21 protein-coding genes and 2 pseudogenes are annotated in these 19,902 nt (G+C 40.6%); 5 read left to right on the forward strand and 18 right to left on the reverse strand.

Translation table 11 applies throughout. The features are described from left to right. Positions 1-18: 18 nt before the first annotated feature. Entirely contained in the window at positions 19-948 is a 930-nt protein-coding gene (locus tag J2736_RS14695; protein ID WP_310499350.1) for a phosphotransferase family protein, read from the reverse strand. Between the two features lie 228 nt (positions 949-1,176). On the opposite strand from J2736_RS14695, the gene chrA reads away from it, so the two are divergent. Further along, entirely contained in the window at positions 1,177-2,319 is a 1,143-nt protein-coding gene (gene chrA / locus J2736_RS14700) for a chromate efflux transporter (protein WP_310499351.1), read from the forward strand. A gap of 82 nt (positions 2,320-2,401) precedes the next feature. On the opposite strand, the gene J2736_RS14705 is transcribed toward chrA, so the two are convergent. From J2736_RS14705 to J2736_RS14745, 9 genes are all read right to left on the reverse strand, one after another. Then, a complete protein-coding gene (locus J2736_RS14705) occupies positions 2,402-2,656 on the reverse strand; it encodes a hypothetical protein (RefSeq protein ID WP_310499352.1) in 255 nt (84 codons plus the stop codon). 146 nt (positions 2,657-2,802) lie between these two features. Further along, a complete protein-coding gene (locus tag J2736_RS14710) occupies positions 2,803-3,810 on the reverse strand; it encodes a phosphotransferase enzyme family protein (RefSeq protein WP_310499353.1) in 1,008 nt (335 codons plus the stop codon). A 188-nt stretch (positions 3,811-3,998) separates the two neighbouring features. Further along, complete coding sequence (locus J2736_RS14715) at positions 3,999-4,493, reverse strand: GNAT family N-acetyltransferase (protein ID WP_310499354.1); 495 nt, start codon at positions 4,491-4,493, stop codon at positions 3,999-4,001. A 138-nt stretch (positions 4,494-4,631) separates the two neighbouring features. Further along, positions 4,632-4,901, reverse strand: a complete 270-nt coding sequence (locus tag J2736_RS14720) for a CD3324 family protein (RefSeq protein ID WP_310499355.1) — start codon at positions 4,899-4,901, stop codon at positions 4,632-4,634. 418 nt (positions 4,902-5,319) lie between these two features. After that, complete coding sequence (locus J2736_RS14725; protein WP_310499356.1) at positions 5,320-5,625, reverse strand: hypothetical protein; 306 nt, start codon at positions 5,623-5,625, stop codon at positions 5,320-5,322. A gap of 145 nt (positions 5,626-5,770) precedes the next feature. Then, positions 5,771-6,268, reverse strand: coding sequence for a phosphoglycerate mutase family protein (locus J2736_RS14730; protein ID WP_310499357.1), 498 nt, complete (start codon positions 6,266-6,268; stop codon positions 5,771-5,773). 150 nt (positions 6,269-6,418) lie between these two features. Then, entirely contained in the window at positions 6,419-6,727 is a 309-nt protein-coding gene (locus tag J2736_RS14735) for a hypothetical protein (protein WP_310499358.1), read from the reverse strand. Then, positions 6,687-7,547, reverse strand: coding sequence for a hypothetical protein (locus J2736_RS14740; protein ID WP_310499359.1), 861 nt, complete (start codon positions 7,545-7,547; stop codon positions 6,687-6,689). Before J2736_RS14740 ends, J2736_RS14735 begins: the two co-directional genes overlap by 41 nt. A 93-nt stretch (positions 7,548-7,640) precedes the next feature. Next, complete coding sequence (locus J2736_RS14745; RefSeq protein WP_310499360.1) at positions 7,641-8,165, reverse strand: YfiT family bacillithiol transferase; 525 nt, start codon at positions 8,163-8,165, stop codon at positions 7,641-7,643. 226 nt (positions 8,166-8,391) lie between these two features. On the opposite strand from J2736_RS14745, the gene J2736_RS14750 reads away from it, so the two are divergent. Further along, a complete protein-coding gene (locus tag J2736_RS14750) occupies positions 8,392-9,714 on the forward strand; it encodes a hypothetical protein (RefSeq protein WP_310499361.1) in 1,323 nt (440 codons plus the stop codon). Positions 9,715-10,006: 292 nt separating this feature from the next. On the opposite strand, the gene J2736_RS14755 is transcribed toward J2736_RS14750, so the two are convergent. The 5 genes from J2736_RS14755 to J2736_RS14775 all read right to left on the reverse strand — a co-directional run bounded on the left by J2736_RS14755 (position 10,007) and on the right by J2736_RS14775 (position 13,021). Beyond that, positions 10,007-10,381 (reverse strand): VOC family protein, encoded by a 375-nt coding sequence (locus J2736_RS14755; RefSeq protein ID WP_310499362.1) that lies wholly within the window; start codon positions 10,379-10,381, stop codon positions 10,007-10,009. Positions 10,382-10,458: 77 nt separating this feature from the next. Then, positions 10,459-11,136, reverse strand: coding sequence for an RNA polymerase sigma factor (locus tag J2736_RS14760; RefSeq protein WP_310499363.1), 678 nt, complete (start codon positions 11,134-11,136; stop codon positions 10,459-10,461). 217 nt (positions 11,137-11,353) lie between these two features. Continuing rightward, positions 11,354-11,629: a hypothetical protein gene (locus J2736_RS14765; protein WP_310499364.1), complete on the reverse strand. Its 276-nt coding sequence runs from the start codon at positions 11,627-11,629 to the stop codon at positions 11,354-11,356. 228 nt (positions 11,630-11,857) lie between these two features. After that, a complete protein-coding gene (locus J2736_RS14770) occupies positions 11,858-12,100 on the reverse strand; it encodes a DEAD/DEAH box helicase family protein (protein WP_310499365.1) in 243 nt (80 codons plus the stop codon). A gap of 9 nt (positions 12,101-12,109) precedes the next feature. Then, entirely contained in the window at positions 12,110-13,021 is a 912-nt protein-coding gene (locus J2736_RS14775) for a phosphotransferase (protein ID WP_310499366.1), read from the reverse strand. A gap of 270 nt (positions 13,022-13,291) precedes the next feature. On the opposite strand from J2736_RS14775, the gene J2736_RS14780 reads away from it, so the two are divergent. After that, entirely contained in the window at positions 13,292-13,960 is a 669-nt protein-coding gene (locus J2736_RS14780; protein ID WP_310499367.1) for a protein kinase domain-containing protein, read from the forward strand. A 256-nt stretch (positions 13,961-14,216) separates the two neighbouring features. Here J2736_RS14780 and J2736_RS14785 read toward each other — a convergent pair whose 3' ends face one another. The 3 genes and pseudogenes from J2736_RS14785 to J2736_RS14795 all read right to left on the reverse strand — a co-directional run. Continuing rightward, complete coding sequence (locus J2736_RS14785) at positions 14,217-16,283, reverse strand: peptidoglycan D,D-transpeptidase FtsI family protein (RefSeq protein ID WP_310499368.1); 2,067 nt, start codon at positions 16,281-16,283, stop codon at positions 14,217-14,219. A 235-nt stretch (positions 16,284-16,518) separates the two neighbouring features. Continuing rightward, positions 16,519-17,757, reverse strand: coding sequence for an MFS transporter (locus tag J2736_RS14790; RefSeq protein ID WP_310499369.1), 1,239 nt, complete (start codon positions 17,755-17,757; stop codon positions 16,519-16,521). 110 nt (positions 17,758-17,867) lie between these two features. Continuing rightward, positions 17,868-18,116, reverse strand: a pseudogene (locus J2736_RS14795) (MerR family transcriptional regulator); the annotation flags it as partial. A gap of 154 nt (positions 18,117-18,270) precedes the next feature. On the opposite strand from J2736_RS14795, the pseudogene J2736_RS14800 reads away from it, so the two are divergent. Beyond that, a pseudogene (locus J2736_RS14800) lies at positions 18,271-18,734 on the forward strand (SDR family NAD(P)-dependent oxidoreductase); the annotation flags it as partial. Positions 18,735-18,840: 106 nt separating this feature from the next. Next, positions 18,841-19,854 carry an ABC transporter substrate-binding protein gene (locus J2736_RS14805; protein ID WP_310499371.1) on the forward strand — a complete coding sequence of 338 codons (1,014 nt, stop codon included), beginning with the start codon at positions 18,841-18,843 and terminating at the stop codon, positions 19,852-19,854. Positions 19,855-19,902 lie beyond the last annotated feature (48 nt).

A 19,902-nucleotide genomic window follows, 5' to 3' on the forward strand; every position in this document is an offset into this window, starting at 1 on the left:
CACCCTATTGTGAAGCAGTTAAAGAAAAGTCACAACTGGAATTCCCAATTTGTCGCAGATATTCTTTGTGTCTTTATGATGTTCCTCAGATGGATTGGCATATTCGAGACACCATAGCAATTGAAGTAATAATTTACGTTGTGTGTAGTTTGTAGGTATGGGGTTGATGGTTTGATATTCTTCAAAGAAGCCCTCACCAATCATTCCTTTCCATAATTCTAACCGTGCCAAATCAGATTCAAATCCACCTGCCCACGCACTATCAAAATCAACAATACCCGCTAACTCCCATCGTCCATTCCTTTTTCTAACAAGGATATTTCCAGGATTTAAATCTTCGTGTGTTAATCGAGGAGTTAAAACATCATTAAACAAACATTTATTTTGATATAATAGCGATACAAACAACTCTCGATGGTAAGGATTTCTGATGCGTTGTTCAGCTCGATTCGATAAAGCCGATATATAACTTGGATCTGAAGTGTTGATTTCCCCCTGAACGCCAATTTCACCAAAAGTCCTATATTCAATGGAATGTAGCTGAGCTACTGCACGACCAAAGTCTTGATATACTTTCTGTGAATCATTCGAATCTATGTCCTTTTTTACATCGGACCACAATTGTCCATCAATATGTGTCATTAAAAGATAACGATATGGAACAATATCGTATGACATATCAAAGGCTAGAGCTTCAAACGTGGGCACCGTGGTCTGCTTACGAACTTGCTGGTTCATCGCAAAAGTACGATCAAACGGACTTAGAATCGGAGCATTAGGTCCCGCTAATTTTAAAACTACACGCTCAGTTGGATTAACAAGGGTTATACGAACAACTAAATAATCAACTTTTCTTAGTAGTACTTCATACTCACAGAGATTACACTGGTTACCGAAATATCGCTGTACGATGTGTTTAAGAACTAAATATTCTTTTTCAAATACCATATTAAACCTCTTTACTCTTGTAGTAAAATCCTATGTTTTATCTAGCAGATTGTTTTACAACGACGGTAGTTAATTAATAATAAATCAACATTGGTAGTTATGTGTTTGTGCTACAATAATATCGATTTTCGATATCGGAAATCAATATCAATTGAGTGCTTTGCAAATTGCAGAAGAAGGTGTTCAACAGTGGAAAAGGGCAAGAACTCGATACTAGAAATTCTAGTAGTGTCTACAAAACTTGGATTGACGTCATTCGGTGGTCCTATTGCGCATTTAGGATATTTTCGTGACGAGTATGTTAAACGCAGAAAGTGGCTGGATGAGAAAAGCTATGCTGACTTGGTCGCTCTATGTCAATTCCTACCAGGACCGGCAAGCAGCCAAATCGGAATTTCAATCGGGATGATGCGCGGTGGCTTGTTGGGTGGAATTGCATCTTGGTGCGGATTTACATTGCCATCTGCATTGGCATTAATGATTTTCGCTTATGTGTTAAACAATTACGATGTGGGCAATGCTGGTTGGCTTCATGGGTTAATGATCGTCGCAGTCGCCGTAGTCGCACAGGCTGTCTGGGGAATGGCGCGCACCCTTGCACCTGATCGTACCCGGGGGACAATCGCGATCTTAACTGCCATCATTACCTTACTTTGGTCCTCTGCTTATGGACAACTGATTCTCATTGCGGTCGCAGGCTTATTCGGCAGGTTCTTTTTAGCAAAATCCGAGATTCCAGAAACTCCTCAGCTCGGAATCTCCATCAGCCGACGTGCAGCAGTTGTTGCTTGGAGCTTATTTTTCGGGTTACTGATCGGGCTGCCGCTGTTAAGGCAAGTTGTTCATTCGCACTTCCTGGCTGTGTTTGATAGCTTTTTCCGCGTCGGTTCGCTGGTATTTGGCGGCGGGCATGTCGTACTACCATTACTTCAATCCGAAGTCGTACCGACCGGTTGGCTGACAGACTCCCAATTTCTTGCAGGTTACGGTGCAGCCCAGGCCGTACCGGGTCCATTGTTCACCTTCTCGGCCTACTTAGGGACCGTAATGAATGGATGGCTGGGAGGGTTCATTGCTCTGATCGCTATGTTTTTGCCATCCTTCTTATTAGTTACCGGCTCTTTACCATTTTGGGATGTGATTCGCCGACGCCCCAATTTTCAATCCATTCTAAAAGGCATTAACGCTGCTGTGGTAGGCATCTTGCTTGCTGCTTTGTATAATCCAGTATGGACAAGTGCGGTTCATACGCCTCTGGACTTTTGCCTTGCGATTGCAGCATTTGGATTACTCATGCTGTGGAAGCTTCCGCCTTGGGTTGTTGTACTATTCTCCGCAGCCTGGGGTGCACTAATCTCTTTAAATATTTAGCTTATAATACACGGATTTTCTCATAGTTAAAGACCTGTTCTCAACTAACGCTTTGCGTTAGTTGAATCAGTTGTCGATTAACTTATTTGTCTAAACGATGCGCGAATCGATCTAATAGATACTTAATACCTGATATAACAGCAACTACAAAGCCAATTCCTGCAATTACCAAACATATAAAAAATGGAGTTGGACTATGAGGTTCAAGAGCTTCCTCGAATGTTGGGTGGAATGGTGTAGAGTTGATCTGAATGTATAAGCCTATTATTGCACTAAATATCCAAACAACTGCCCCAATTACCGCTATTATAAGTGACTTTTGACTTCCTCTCTTCATGGCTCTTCCCCTCTAAACGTAAAAAGTATATTCTTTGTTTATATTCGTTAACGCGTGTGAAATTCCTTTTTATGTAAACTCCCCGTTACTTGAATGAGCAAAAAGAGGAGATGCCGCGAAGCATGCTCCTCAACTATAGTTCACCGTCAGTGTAATAGAAAATTTTTCCCATTAAGATATTTAATAAAATAATCTTGAATAACTGATGGAAAATTTTCCGCCAAAGATTGTTGTTCGTTAGGATTTAAAGAATGGAATGCGAAAGTCCTTATTATTGACCAAATAAAAAAAGCTTCTAATAGCTCGAAATAATTTTCTTGTAGTTCATTTACTTTGTTATATGATGCAATAAATATTTTCCTGTTTTCAAATGAAAGATGTAGAAATGTTTCAGCCATATCAAATAAGTAAAAGCCATAACCACCATTTGAAAAATCTATTGGTCGAGGAATATCTTCATAAAACACATAATTACTCTCATGAAGGTCAGAATGAATGATTCCCCAGTTACTCTGTGATTGTTCAAGACTTTGTATCACATTTGCAATTTTATGTGCTGATTCTTCCACATGAACAAACGCTTCGCTTGATATAATTTTTAGATTTACCAACTGTTTTAATTGATTAAGTGATGCAAATAAATGATCGGAATTATAGATTGGCCTGTTAAAGCCGTCTGGTGCATTCCATTGCATAGAATGTTTATGAAGAGCCGCCATTAAAAGAGCCAAATTTGCAGTTTCGCTACTTGTTGGCTCTCTGTTAAGCACTTCGCCATTAACCCAATGATGAATAGTCACAATAAATTTATTATCACTATGATCAGTGGATATATTTGTAACCAGATCACCTTTAATATTTCTTACAGGAGCAGGTACTACGAGATCCGTATCTCCATCCAAAGCTTCAAGCCAAATGAGTTCTGATTCGATATTTTCCTTTGATATATTGGAACTCGTCGAGATATGAAGTTTGATAAGAAACTTCTGATTATCATAATTTGTATGCACTCGAAATGTAACATTATCACTTTTCCCGATGTAAACAAGTTCCTCACAAATAATCGGATATTGAATTAACGCTTCTTTCGCCACCTTAGCATAATCTTCTTCAGTAAGCATAATATCCACTCCAGTTGTTGTATTTTTCATCATCCTCGAATACACCATATTTATTTGGTAGTACATTCCGAATTTCCGCTAAATCATGTAAGTACAGGGGATACAGGTTATTGATGATACATTTGTTTTTACGTTCGCACAATTCTATTGTTAAATTATTCATACTATCCCCCATGGAATTGATTCTTTAAGAATACTGTCTATACAGGAATATATTTTATTTAATTTGTTTTGAAGTATTGATATATTACCTTCATACCATCCTCTATTTCTTCTTTTTCATAAACATTTATGCTATTTGATTCATAAACACTTTTCCAAAATTTTATTGCTTGAGTGTTATTTTTTGCCTGACTAATTGCATATCTTCCTGGATACATCTCAAAGAATTTGTAGCAAGCTAGTTTACCAATTCCTTTTCTTCTGTGCTTCTTAAGGATAAAAAATGAGTTGAGTACATAATCAGCAAATTCTTGATTAGAATAAGGGCCACTCTGCAGTAAAATAAATCCTATAGGGTTACCGTCTGAAACAATAAAAAACGGTGTTAATCCTTCTTTATCAAAAAACCAATCAAGAACATCGAGTTCAAATAATCCATTCTCAGGATTCAAATCAAGTTCTTCATTAAATTCGGACATGTCATGTAGAAACAGAGTCATTATATTTTTCAATATTTCTCTTCGAGTTGCGTCCACCTTTTCAATGATTAGCACTATTAATTCCCCCTTAATTTAACTCCTTGCCTAGCTATCAGTGTAAAATAGCTACAGTATCAATTATAGGCCTAGTATTTTTCTAATAATTTATTACATAAAAAAGCTCACTTATTGTTTCACGCGAGCCTGCATTTTTTATATTTCTCTTTTATAAACAATTTTTTTAATACTTTCATGAGATAAACAGTATGAATACGCAAGGCGGTCCAGATTTTCACCCTGTTGAAAAAGCTGCCGAATCTCTGCGTTTCGTTTTTGAAGAAACTCACGTTGCCCTGAATCTTTCCCCCATTTTTTTCTATTTCCTTTGGGTGCTGGAATATACAAAGTCTTGCCCTGTATATATTTTTGTATTTCTTGAATCAAATCTTCTGGCAAAATCTCACTTGCTGAAATATATTTCATTGGCTTCGCCCTTTCATCTAATAGCGATGTGAAGGTTGCAAAGCCTATATGACAAGCGATTTATTTCGTTAATTACTTGTTATGCGATTATTTAGAACCGCTCCATGAAAACAACCGCATTATAGTCACATAGACTTTGCATGGAGCGAATATCCAAACTACGAAACTTAGCATTTTTTACACACTTCATAACGAAAACATCCCTCCCTTACTATGGGTACAATTATTGCTATTCTTATTTCTTCATAACTAAGATAAATTCCTATTGAATGGATGAAGTAATAGAACTATGCTGCCCAATCCCAATTACTTCAATGAAACAAGGGACAGCTGCCTGTCGCGGCGATCTATCCCTTGTTTTTACACTTTCGTTCTGCGTTAGCTTCATTTTCATTTATTTCGGTAATGGATTAGATATTTAAGAAAACATAAGTTTCCAAAGCTGTTTTAAAACGCTTGGCAAATATTCCTGGGGATGTAGGACTGCAGCCAAAAAAACGCTTAATAATATTGCTACAATCCAAATTAAACATTTGAATGCCCTTGAGTTTAATTTCCGTGTGAAACTCAGAATCAATATAAAAATAACACTATTAAGAAGTAAAGTTTCTGGAATACTTAAAATTCTTCCGAGACCTGTTTTAGGGAAGAATTCGACTAATAATACCATGCTTACAATACTCGGAATCATGGCTAAAAAGAAAATAATTACGGACTTCTTCATGTGGTGTTTCTCCTAGTGAAGATTAAATAGCTTTAGAAAACATGATATCGAAAAGCGCAATTCAATATTGAGTTATTCGAGAAATTTATTTAAATATCCTGCGTTAATTGAATGAAAGGCTGCCAATCGTACCGGCAGCCTCCCTTTAGTTTAAATGACAAGTGCTATTTGAAAATTTTAAAATATCTGCTTTGGGATGATAGTGTAAGAAATGGATCCCGGTGTTATTGGTATGGAACCAGACATTATTATTTGAAGGTAACTGGAGGAAATTTTCAATGAGTTTCGTAATAGTTCCTCCGTGGGAAACAATGGCAACTCTTTTATATTGGCTGCTATTCTCTTTTATGTAAGAAAAGATTTGTTTGATTCGCTCATAAAATTTTATGTCACTTTCATCAACTTCCTGCTCGCATAGATTATCAAGATATCTCACTTCACAATCAACGATACTCGCTAAAATATCCGCCGTTTGCCTTGCACGTTGAAGTGTACTTGACCAAATAACCTCTGGTGGAAATTCTTTTGAAACTCGAGCAGACATTTTTTTACTTTGCTTAATTCCTAAACTTGTTAACGGTTCAAGTACATTTACTTTCTCATCCTCAGATTCCCCATGTCGAATTACTAATATTTCCATCATTAGTTTCACCTCAATTAATTGCTTTCGCTAATTTGGTTTGGCAGCGCGTTGAACTATCGTTCCTACGATTGCTAAACGAGGCGGTTACAGGAAAAATTCGATAAGACCTTATTCCATTGCATCATAACCAATAACCTGCAATTGTATGTTCTATATTATTTGACTTCTAAGGTTCCAAGATTCTTCTGCCATTTGAAGCAGTTCCTGAGTGATTAGCAAAAGATGACTTGATTTTTCTTTCTGATTTATTCTATCTTCTTCTAAGTTACTAAGTAACTTATCAATAACCATGATAAACCTAAGCGATGCACTTGCAGTAAACCCGAAACGAGAAAGGTTTGAGTCTCCACTCCATCCCGCATCTCTAAGTCCTTGCATATAGTTTAGAAATAACACTTCCTTATATTCTGCTGCCTTATTAACTGGAACTTTCTTCTTTAGTAATGCATATCCAAACATTCGACCGAGCTCTTCTCCTACACCTGAGATGCTCGCAAACTGCCAATCGATGGCTATTTATGAATCGCATCCATTCAATTGCTCTATAAAAGTTATCCCAATGTACGTCTTGATGGGTAAATACACGGGGAAGAATTTCTAATGTCTTCAGCAAGCTAGTTACTCGTCTTCTATTATTATGATAAATCTCCCACATAGAACTCTTACCTTCAAAATCATCTACACATGAATCCCAAATAACTTTTTGCTCCTCGATGGGTTTAGCATAAGCAGCACAAACTTCTACCCAAGAACTCATCCAAGTGTGGCATAAAAAAGACTCCGTCGGGAGTGGTGTTCCTGTTAGGTAAGCACCATTGTATGTTCCAAGTAAATAAGATATTTTACTCATATGCGTTAACGACCAGTCACTTTGATTAGATTCAATAGCTAAATCCTCGAGCCAGATACAGACACTTCCATCCGGATATTCTTCTACTTCATAGCATAAAGGTGCCCTTATTCCAAGTGGCAATTGATTCAGTAGCCCCGAATGATAAACCAGCGCTTCACGTTTCCAATAGTAGTAGTGATCAACCTGATTTCGCTTAGAGTCGGGTTTTAATATTTTAAGTATAAGGGCATAATTTTGTTCTTTATCGTTTTCTTTAACTGTACAAGATACCCTGTATACCGAACTTTCTTCCTTGCTTTCTCCAAGAGGGCTGCAATTCCATGATAATAACTGTAAAAATTCAGAAGGTACAATTCGCCGTAATAGTGACTGTAAATAAGCAGAATCAATTTTAATTTCTTTTCCCCTTAATGCAGTTATGATCATTTTAGACCTCTGTTTCTTCATAATTTGTATTTATTCATAATACGTGAAATTCCAATTTAGAAATGGTTGTGCTAAATAATGTTGAAAAACAATTTACCATCCCATTTGATCCCGCAAAGCCGTTATTTGGGCAATATGATGTCGTGCATGCCAGGAAAACCTTTGTACAGCTTCATCTAAAGTCATATCCCCGTATGTTGGACTCGTAACTACTCTTTTAAAGTCCGAAGGCTTTAATCGACTTATTAGTGACACAAACCTTATGTGTAGTGCTTCCAATAGTACTATTGAAGATTCGATCGGTGTGTACTTATAATCGTCCAACTCTGCCCACAATTCTTCCCGAAATGTTCCAGCAATAGGATGTTCCTCGGTTAAACCACGTTTAAATCGAAAATATGCATTCATTTCTGCATCGGCTAAATGATGAACTACTTGTTGCAGAGTCCATCCTCCTTGACGGTAAGGCGTATTCAGTTGCCCCAGACTCAAACCATCAACCGCTTGGCGAAGCTTATCAGTCAGCCCATCAATTGATTCAATGAATTGCTTTCGTTGCTCTTCGGTAGGTTCCAGAACGACTGTGAACGATCCAATCGGATAACGCAATATATCCACTATATTCCCCCCTATTATTTTACCAAATTATAACATAATAAGTTATTCAAGCTTACCGAAAGAATTGGTTAACCCGTTTACGTGTGAGTGGTTATGACTGATAGCACAAAAGTGCTACTTTTAGATCGAAAGACTCAATTTGGATACATTTTACAGGATATTTGTTGATAAATGGCGAATGTTTCCATAAGAGGATCGCCTTAACTGCAAAGAGAGGTGAAAGCTTTTGAAAGGCCTCGTCATCACATTGATTTTGCTTACATTGCCTTTTTGGGTAGGAATCCATTTAGCTCATGCTACGGGGACCTTGAGTTCCATTGAGCTATTGAATAAAATCACTCAACCGATAGCGGAATCGGTGACAGATCCGCTAAAGCCTATCGCGGGAGTGGCTGGGGAGCTGACGGACAAAGTTGTGCTGCCGGTCGTAGAAACGGTGACGGAACCGCTGAAACCTATCACGGAAGCGGTTGGGGAGCTCACGGACGAAGTTGTGCAACCGGTTGCAGATGCGGTGACGGAACCGCTGAAGCCTATCGCGGAAGCGGCTGAGGAGCTGACGGATGAACTTGTGCAGCCGGTCGTAGATGCAGTGACGGAACCGCTGAAGCCTATCGCGGAAGCGGTTGGGGAGCTGACGGACGAAGTTGTGCAACCGGTCGTAGATGCAGTGACGGAACCGCTGAAGCCTATTGTGGAAGCGGTTGGGGAGCTCACGGACGAAGTTGTGCAACCTGTCGTAGATGCAGTCACGGAACCGCTGAAGCCTATCGCGGAAGCGGTTGGGGAGCTCACGGACGAAGTTGTGCAGCCAGAGTTGGACTTGGTTATTTCGCCCGCAGAGAGCACCACAGCCGATAAATCGCCGCCCCCGCAAGCTGGTTCTTCAGGAATAGCGTCTTCGTCTGCCCCCTCATTGCCTGTTGCGAGCCGTTTGGAGACTGTGGGAGGTTCATACATGGCTGCAATTCAATCAATCCCGAAGCCTACGCCTCCTTTATCCAAGGAAAAAAGTCACCAATCGGCAATCACGAATTCGTCGAATAAATTTATGAATGCACATACAAGCCAATTTCCAGAAAGAGAAACCATTCCGACTATACCGTCATCGAAACCTACGCTGCCTCCGTCTGCATCAGCTGTAGGCTCACTGTTGCCTTTGGTTGCTAGTGTCAAAGATGGTAAAGCGAAACCTTCGTATTCTGGAAATTATCTTAAGGCGGTGCTAATTGATAAAGCCGATGCTAGGATACAGTGTATCCTAATGTCATGGCATTGCCGTACCCGACATTACTTAAGTTGGCCACATGCTCCGCCTCTGCGTCCTCCTGTAGCTCCTGCTCTCGATAATTGCTTCAGCCAATCGAGAACAAAGGAGTGTAACTTAGATGCGCTATACAAAAGCCAAGATCAAGCTAACGTTAAACGACAAACTGATTATTATGAACGTTTTAATACAATGGTCAAAGAAGACGAAGAGTCGGTTTCAGTCCAGAATGTACCGCGAGCTAGCGAGAAAACTATACAAAAATGTGTTAGACGACTTTGATGGTCAGGAACTAACCATGATGGCACTCTCTTTGGAACAGGCGGCGGACCACTCTCCGAACCCTCGGTATAAGCGAATGTACAAGCAAATGGCTCAGAAATTGATAATTGAAAAGAAAAAGTTCCACCGGATCGCATTTCAAGAGCTATCCAAGCGTTACCTCTATAAGTAGATAAAAAAGTACTGGGTTGTGGGAAAATAATGTATATGATTTAGATCAGCGACAGCCATGGACATGAGAATAGTCCTTGACTGTCTCTTTTTTATAATCAATCTAGCTGGTTTGTAGGCTTTAGTTCACTACCCCATATCTGTTCCCATCAGGATCCTGAATGGAGAATCCTCGCATTCCGTCGAACTCCTCAATCTCACCAACATCGGCTCCTCGCTGCCGCAGCAGGTTATATGCCGACTCAACATCGTACGCATGAAAGTTAAAATACTGTCCAACACCATAATCATTTTTCGGAAAAGGTTTCTGTTCAATGTTATAGGAACGCACGAGACAAAAAATGATTTTGTTATCATTCATCATAGTCACAGTAGCGTTCGGTTCATCTTTGTGCCTGATTTCAAAACCTAACATACGGGTGTACCATTCAGTTGATCGTTTCAGGTCGCTGACCGGGACAAAAATACCAACTCCAAAAAATGGGCTTTGACTCATCTTGAAGATCTCCTCCTTAAGTATTAAAGTGAACTCGACTAATAAACGACACACTCACTGAAAACCAAACAGAGGGTTTAATATATTTTTTCCGTAACCATAAATTGATTCCCGTCTGGATCTTCTATATAAAAAGCGATTCTCCCATTTACCAACTGAATGTTACTGATTTTCACCTGTATCTTTACCAGTTTGAGGTAACATCTACATATCGCACTAAGGTCTCTCTGTTTGAAGGCTTCGACGAGGCTATCCAAATCCATTTGTGAGGCAGGTTTCGGAACCTCCCTCTCAAAAGGATCTGCACTAGCTGTCTCTATTCGATGGGCCAGCTTCTTTAATCTCAATCGTGCACGCCCCAAAGTCACCTGAATGGTCCCTTCCGCTTGTGATAAGAACTCGGCGGTTTCTTTCGCAGTAAAATCAAATACATCCATGAGCAACAAAATGACTAAGGCACGTGGTGATAATCGGTGAGCTAATGCTTCCAGCAGCTCTCTTGTAGATAGCTCCCCATCATGAAATGATGAATCATTAAAAGCCATATCTGTGGTCTGGATGCGGCGTTTATCCATTTTCATTTTATCTTTCCATGCATTTGCGGCGATTCGATACAGATAAGCCTTTGATAGAATACGTGAAGGATCCGATTTAACTACCTTATACACTTTAAATAGAACCTCTTGCGATAAGTCCTCTGCATCCCATTGGTTATGGGTAATATGCAAACAATACCGATATATGGTTTGTTCCATTTTCGTTAGCTCTAGAGTAGATATGTAAATTCCCCTCCCTAATAACCTTTTCGCCAATTTCCTTAGTTTTCCTTTTACATATGAATTAATCTGCCCATTAGTATGGAAACGCCAGCCGATCGTATTAATCGGCTGGCAAAGTGTCTTTATTATGCTGCCGTTCGTTCTCCCTTAGCGGAATCCATTAAGTTATTAATTCATAATGCAAATATTAACATTACTTTTTCTTTTCTTTTACGAAAGTTCCAATATCAAGAAATAATACTTCTGTTTCTTTATTTATTTGCTTTTTACTGCGGGCAATTGCAATAACAGGATAATATTCTTCAGTAGATGTACGTCTAAATTCTCCATATTGGGTATATATGCTGAGTGTTGATTCATTTACTGCATCTAAGTTAGTTGGATATTTTATTAACATAGCAATTGTAGAAAATATAGTGCCAATAAAAATAATCACAATGAATATTCTTTTGGCTTCCGCTTTATTCATTGTTTAGCCTCCTAAATTACATACATTTCAATTTTATCTCTATAAAGTTCCCATCTTTAAAATACCATAAATCGGAAATATTTCGCCCGTTAGTTCATAACTATCCATAAAAGCTCACTTTCTCCCCTCAAAAGGCACTTCCTGATTGGATATTATTGCTTCTTTTGTTACGTAATTTATGCTTGGAAAGTTGAGTTAAACTGCCCGTCCCTGGAAAAGACAACCGATTTATGTCGGCTGCCTTTTTCTACTGTCTCTTATTTCATTTGCTTTAATTTGATGGAGGATTTCGTCAACGACGTGAGCGATCGATTCGGTGGCGTCGATTATAATCCCGTCTTTGGGATCGCCCTGATAAGCCAACTCACGATCACCATGAATGGCCTGATAGCCACGCCGCTGCAATTCGTTGCAGGCCGTAGTTTTGCCAACGCCGGAAACGCCTTCAATCAGATAATTCCTAATGCCCATTACTTCTCCTCACGTCTGCCCCGTTGCAATTATTAGTTCTATTTGGCGTATAAAATCTTCCGCAAGCTCTAACTGTCTAGTGGCAAAATCCAAATCTCCGTAACCTGCAAGAGCGAAATCCAAGTTTCCTAGCGTGGACATTAGTGTACGTGCAGTAATTGCAAATCCAAAAGCTTTTAGATCGGTGCCGTTATCTAAATGGTCCAAAATGTATCTAAAAGTTTGCTGCTGTATTCCGCCAAATAATGCATGATTCCCAACAAATGAAGCCAAGTCCCAGTAGGCAGGCATCAATGATACATCCTCAAAGTCCGACCAGATCCATCCATCTGGACTTGGTAATAAGTTTCTTGCATGGGCATCGCCATGACACGGTATTAATAAACTTGGTTCCATGCGCATCTGTTTATTTACCTTTTGAAATACACTTAATAAAGCTTGTATACGCGGATCGGAATTATACCTCATTTTATTAGCCGATTGACATGTTCGCTCCCAAACTCCAAGCACTGGAAGGTCGCCAGAGAAGTCTTTCATTGCTATTGAGAGCTCGTTTACCATTTCAACGGCTTCACTCGGTGAAGGAGGTTGTAATTGTGTAGGAGGAACATATCTCCAAAGCGTCATCCATGTACCACCAACATCGTACGGTCCTGCATCCATAAGTTTTGAAGGCAATAACGCGGGGATGCCCTTGGATTCCAGGTGACGAGCTACGCGTAACTCTCGATCAAGTATCTTAATTGCATACGCTGAATCTTCTTTTGAACTGACAGTCGCTATTCGAGCCACAATCGGATAGGGAGACAAGTGAATAATCAGGTTTCCACCATTACTAAGCTCAATAGGCGTAATTTCAGTTAAACCAGTTTTCTCTGCAATTAATAACACTTGAGAGATAAGTTTGCCTTTCTCTATCACTCCAACAGCTCCTTAACTAAGGTTTAAAAATATCTTAGCACCATGGCTGTATACCTCATAGATACAAAACTATTAATAATCAACTCTTCTGCGTAGCCGGATCTCATTTCCTTCCCTCTATTCCTCTACCTACATTGTTTACTGGCGCGTTAGTTGTCGTTATCTATCCCACTATAATTTTTGATATATGTCCAAGCAATTCTGCACGCTCCACATAAAATAAATCTATCAATCTATCAATCTATTAAACTTGTAGAAATAGGAGGGCCGATGATGCGAACTATGTGGGGTGGATATAGCGTTGATCTTAACTTGATTGGGTCCGGAGCTTTAGGCAAGGTCTATAAAGCTTATGATTTGAAAGGACGCCAGCTGGCTATCAAAGAGACTTCTAACCGTGAGGCGGCAAGACGCGAAGCGCGGATTATGCAGAGTTACCGGATTGGTGAATTTTTGCCACGCTATTATGATTATTTTGAAATTGGGGAAAAAGGCTATTTGGTCACTGAGTTTATTCTGGGGTCGACTTTGGGTGGAGACTTTCATAATACCTTCACCATTAAGCGGGATCAGGACTTGAGTGTAGAGATTACAATTAACATCCTCAAGGGTCTTAGACAACTCCACAAAACGGGGTATATCCATAATGATGTGCTGCCCAAAAATGTAATGATACTTCAAAATAAACCAGAGACGGTCAAAGTAATCGATTTCAACATTGCCAAAAAGATTGAGAGTCCCGCTGTCATGACAAAGGAGTTGCAGGCTGTCTGCAAAATATGCGCTTTCCTCATGAACGGGACGCTAGCCGATATCCATAAGGCGGAAATTCGCGATAGAGATCTTAGGCGTGTGTTATTAAATCCCTTTGACGTAAACAATAAGGACAAGTATCGATCGAGTGACGACCTCATTGCCGAGTTACGGTCTTTTTGCTAAGGCACTGACTGGTCTTTCGTCGTTACTTGTGGTACGGTTCTCTGCGCTATCTATAATGGCAAGTTTTTAGGTCATCCCACTAGGGATGGCCCTTTCTTACGGTGATGAAACGTTGAACCCTTCATCACCAGCCTCGGAAGGTGCGATGCCCCTATAATTTTTATCTTTGTATACCCAGATAAAGTTTTTCTCCAAAAACTTATAGTATCCAAACAACATTATCCCGTTCGTAATGTGGAATAGCCATCCCACACACCTACCAAGGACGCTTCCCGCCACCAAGCTTCGTCAAAATGCTGTCGTTGGCAGCGTCATACGCTTGAAAGATCTTAGCCGCAATCGGAGAAGCCCCATAACGCCCAAAGCCGCCTTCTGGCACGACGACCGCGACCGCAAGTTTCGGATTCTCGACGGGTGCAAAGGCGATGAATACCGCATTTTCAACCGAACCTCCTGCTACGTTTTGTGTAGAAGTTCCTGTTTTTCGCGCCACATTAAACGGTAACGCATCAATCCCCTCGGCGCCGCTTTTCATCCCGTGGATAATCGTGTTCCAGTCCTCTTTGGCAAACTCTTTGGAGAAGTCTTCTAGTATTTCAGGCTCGATTTTTCTAACTAACTGGCCCTGGTAGTCGCGAATTTCATCTACGAACACAGGCTTCATCCGCTTCCCGCGACTAGCCAATGTAGCTGTATACTGAGCAAGCTGCAAGGTGGTTGTTTTCTCATTTTGTCCCCACGAGGCAAAGACCATCGCTGACTGATAACTGTCATTTACAGCATTTCTAATAAAATCATTAGATCCCGCAAGCTCACCTGGCAGGCCGCTTCCTGTCTTAATGCCCATTCCGAATTTCGCCATGTATTCTGCCCATTTGGCAGTCACTGCAGAATTCTCTCTGCCATATTTATTCCAGAAAGGAATACCGACTTTTTCAGACATAAACGTGTTAGAGGAATGTTCAATGGCCCCGGCAGCATCCATATCCCCGTAAGCCGTTTTCCCTGAATTCGTAATGGTGCTATTGCCACCTCTACCGAAGCTAAAGGACCCCGTATCGTAATAAACCTTGCCAGACCCGCTGAAAAATTTCTCTTTAAGACCAATTAATACAGACATTGGCTTGATCGTGGAGCCCATAAATACAATCGATGATGGATGCTTCGCATTTTCTTTTTCATCTGGATACTTAGCTTTAGCCGTTCGAATACTGCCATTAGGAATAAATGGTTCAATTTCTTTATACACACTAGGTGACATACCACCCGTCCAAGCGTTAGCATCGTAATCTGGAAAGTTCGCCATGGTAACAACACGGCCTGTATCCACCTCCATAGCAACTGCGAACCCAGAAGCCGCCTTCATCCCAACACTCAAATACATATCATTAACGTGAGATGGGCTGCGCAAGTAGCTAATATGCTCCTCCAGCATTCGCTCTGTCGCTTTCTGAATATCTTTTTGAATGGTTAGATACAAATTGTTTCCTTTAATTGGAGCCAGGACTTCGGCTCTTCCGATGATTTTGTTAACGGCGTCCACAGGGTATGTCTTACTGCCGTTTCTGCCTCGCAGTTCATCCTGATACATACGCTCGATGCCATCGAATCCCACATTTTCCGAGCTTAAATATTCCTGAATCATAGGGTTATCTTTATAGATTTCTTTGGCTGTCGGTGAAGTAAAAGAATTCGTATATCCCACTAAATGCGTAGCCATTGTCGTATGTCCGTCATCATCCATTTCGTAGGTGCGAATGCTTTCTTCTGTTACGTCTAACCATTTAAATTCATCTCGATGCTCCAAAATATAGGCGATCTCATCATTGGACAAATCCGCCTTTATTCTTCGGGGAACCCAGTAATAGCTTGGCTTTTTGATTTCATTCTTGTGATAGTCGTAGCCAATATCCATGGCTAGAATAATTTCTTCTGCGGTTGGGCTTTTCGAATTTGGTTTGGCATATTTGTCAAACACATTGGCTTTAAGCCGATCGGCTATAGCAATTAACTCATCTAACTTTTGAACGCTGGGATCAATTCGAAAAAATAAAGATTGCATGGGAATGGTATACGCAAGCGGAGATTTCGTGGAGTCATAGATGTTGCCGCGGATGGGAGCAATTTGGATCGTTTGTGTCCCATTTCTATTCTCTGCGGCTTTATGCATTTTCGTTTGAACAAACTGCAGCATAGCCAACCGCACGATGAGTACGGAAAATAATACAAAGGTTATAAAGAAAAATAGATTGATTCGCAGCGAAAAATGCCTCTTTTTAGCAATCTCTTTTTTCTTCGGATCATCCATAATCGGCGATTTCATTGCTTTATAGCCCCCTCTGTTTAAGCATGTATCCTGAAACAGACGAAGTAAACATTAAATCGGTTCACTAAAATATGGAAAATTTGGAATGAACAAAGGTCTGTCATTCGTTGCATCCACTCCCCATCCGTTCAGTCTTCCTATTACCGCCGATGTTGCAACTAGATATTTCAATTGTATGAAAATAATAACGCCAATATCCAACTCCAAGGCTGGTTAATGGCGTTATTACATTTTAAATAACTTCTTTTCTTTTATATAAATACACGTATAAAATAAATCCGGTTATTGCGCATAATGCTGCACATAATCCAATGAAGCCGTAGCCAGCCTGAAGTCCACGAAGCAGACTTGTAGGCGAATCTTCACCAACCATGTGTTTGACGAGCTCAGTGACTCCACCGATGAGATAATTGCCGATCACACTGCCTAGTCCCATTACCGTTACCGTGAACGTGATAGCTGTATCACTGTCATTCGGATATCGCTTCGCGATAAAAGCCATCACAGTCGGATAAATTAGCGCAATACCTATACCTGAAGCAGCAAACAGGAACGAGACACTTTCACCACCTACTATTGCAGTAAATGTACATAATGCCGAAAACCCTGAGAAGATAATGAGAGATAATACAAAGCCTATCCGATCTGTTAGCGGACCAAGTAAGAGCCGCGCCAATGCAAAGCATAAGAAGAAAATGGATAGCATTCCGGAAGCATTAACGCTATTCCAGTTATAAGCTTTCTCCAAAAAATTAACGAGCCAGCCACCAACGGCCAATTCAGATACAACACCAAACGTAAGAACTAGAACAATTAACCATAATACGCGGTCTTTCAGCAAGACTTTTATAGGAATCCGGTCTTCATGTGAAATGTGCTCGCCTGGGAATGTGCTGCACGAAGCAATCACAATCGGGATAACGGACAATAGAAGCATCACCAGATACATCCCTCGCCAATCAAGCGTGTGACCAGCAATGGTTACCTTCATCAAGCCAGTTGCAATAAGCGGAGCAATTGTTGAGCTTAAGCCATAGAAGCCATGCGTCATGTTCATCATCATTCCCGTGTTTTTCACGAAAATTCGAGCGCTTAGAATGGCAAGCCCAATCTCTAGCATGCCATTGCCGATGTACATTAGGAAATAAGAAGCCGAAAACATCATGTAGTAATTGGAAAAGTAAATTAAAATACCGGATACAGCCATAGAAGCGAATGCTGTTATAGTTACCCATTTGATTCCCCATATCTTGGTCAAATACGCTGTAAAGGAACAGGCTATTAAGTAACCCAGCGCATTCAAGGATAACAAAGTACCAAGTTGAGACTCACTGAGCATAAACTCGAATTGAATACGTGGTATTGCCGGTCCTTTAATATTTTCCGAGAACCCAAATATAATGAATCCAATAAATATGGTTGCCAGTTGCATAACGTATATTTTGTTGACCTTACCTATACTTTTTTCCACTTTTATGTACTCCTTTATCTAACGGAAGTCGGTGATTTGTCCTCTTTGGCCGACGGAAAATAGCTAATCTCGACGGGAGAGACGGGCTTTAGTTTCGTTTCTCCCCTTACTTTTGCAGGATCGGCGTCGACGGAGACTGTCAAAAACGGCCGCATTTCCTCTAGTGGCATGCCTGTTTTTTTCAGGCAATATATGAGATGGATTGTATCGATGTCTTCCTGCCGGTATATGCGATGACCGTTATCCTTCCGCTCCGCTCGAGGAAGCAACGCGATCTTTTCGTAATATCGGATCGTATCCTCGGAAATTCCAGTTTTTTCGGCGGTTTGTTTTATCGTAAAAGTTAGCTCTGTCTTCATCCCGTTCCCTCCCAGAGATTATTTTGTACATTATACATCTTGGAGTTGACGCTAAGTCAAGTCTTCACTCCTTGGGTCAAACCTCTCTTTTGCCTCGTCTTGACTTGGAGCCGACTCCAAGTTTTAGAATGTGAGCTATCAGGGGAACCGTAATGGCAGCTTAAAGACGGTGATCAACACCTCATCTTCAGCACTAAATTATGTGAAAGAGTTTACTATCGAAATCCTAGAACATCCTAAAACCTTCCGTAAACTGCTGGGACCTTATGCTACTTCCAAGTTAGCTCTTTCGCTGTGGACTCAGGCTTCTGCACCGCAACTTGCCAAAGAAGGTATTAAGATTCGCGTGTTGATCCGGGCGGCAATAATACACTAAGAAAAGGGAAAAAATCTGGGCTGCCCCTAGTGGTAACATGGCTAATGAAGCTATTTTTCTCTCCACCTACCCACGGTGCGAACCAGTTGTACGAGGTGGCCCTTGGGAAACACTGCAATGAGACCGGCGTGTTTTTGTTGAAAGGTCGGACCACGGAATTAAAATTTAACGATCAATCCCGAAACGTTTTGGAAAGAATTGATGAAATTTACAAACGTGAATTTCTTGTTGAGCGCTCCTAAGGTATTTGTAAAAGAAAGTATTGACAATTAAAGCTAGTGCCTATAAAATTCTAAAAAGAAAACGATATTGATAATCATTATCAATATTACAAAGCGGGGGAAAAAAATGAAGAAAAGTATGAGTACTATTATCTCTTTCGGATTAATTGTGGGTATAATGACAGGTTGTGCAAGTACACCCACAGCATCAGAAAACAAGGCTGCAGCATCGCCTACAACGGCGCCTTCAACAGCACCGTCAGCGGCTCCAACGGCATCAACTTTCGAAAGCGCGTGGCCGCGAACGATCACGGATGATTTTGGGCATACCGTTACTTTAAAAAAGGCAGCTGAAAAAATAATCCCAATTTATTTCGGACACATTGAAACGCTTATAGCACTTGGTGTGCCGCCGGTTGCAGCACCAACCGCAAAATCGTATGTTATGACTAGAGAAGTGCTCAAGCCGATGGCAGATAAATTGAACATCAAAGAATTGGGTAGCTCAAAAGACTTTGAACAAATGATGGGAGTCTCGCCAGATTTAATTGTAGGAACAGCTAATTCGGTTGATGATTATGCAGCACTTAATAAGGTTGCGCCCACACTGCTATTTAACACTCAAACTTGGCAAGCGGTTGTAAATAATTATGGTAAGGTCCTGGGCAAAGAAAAAGAAGCTGCGAAAATCATCAGCGATCTAGAAAGTTTAATCACGAAATCCCGTGAAAAGTTGGCTCCATACAAGGACAAAACTTCTGTTGTTATGAGCGACTTGGGTAACAAAACCTTTGGCCTTGTTGGTTCGGGTCCTACTAGTCAAACCGCATGGTTTGATAAGACTGTAGGGTATGGCTTGACCCCGCCGAAAGGTTACCCTGAGAAATACTCGCAGATATCACTAGAAGGATTGGCTGCATTGGATCCGGATTACATATTCTTAGATAATATAGATGGTGCGGAGAAAGACAATTATGCGCCAACCTGGCTTATGCCTGGTACAGCGGACACGACAATATGGAAGAATTTAAAGGCTGTAAAAACGAATAACGTTTTCAATCTTCCTCCTGGTTCTAAATCAGGTGCCCCACTAAGCCAGAAACTTGCTATTGAAAAAGTGGTAGCAAGCATTGTTAAATAGCGAATCAAACCGCATAAGAAATCGGGCGACTCTACCAGTCTCCCGATT

Origin of the sequence: Paenibacillus qinlingensis, assembly GCF_031455095.1 — a bacterium.
GTDB lineage: Bacteria > Bacillota > Bacilli > Paenibacillales > NBRC-103111 > Paenibacillus_E > Paenibacillus_E qinlingensis_A.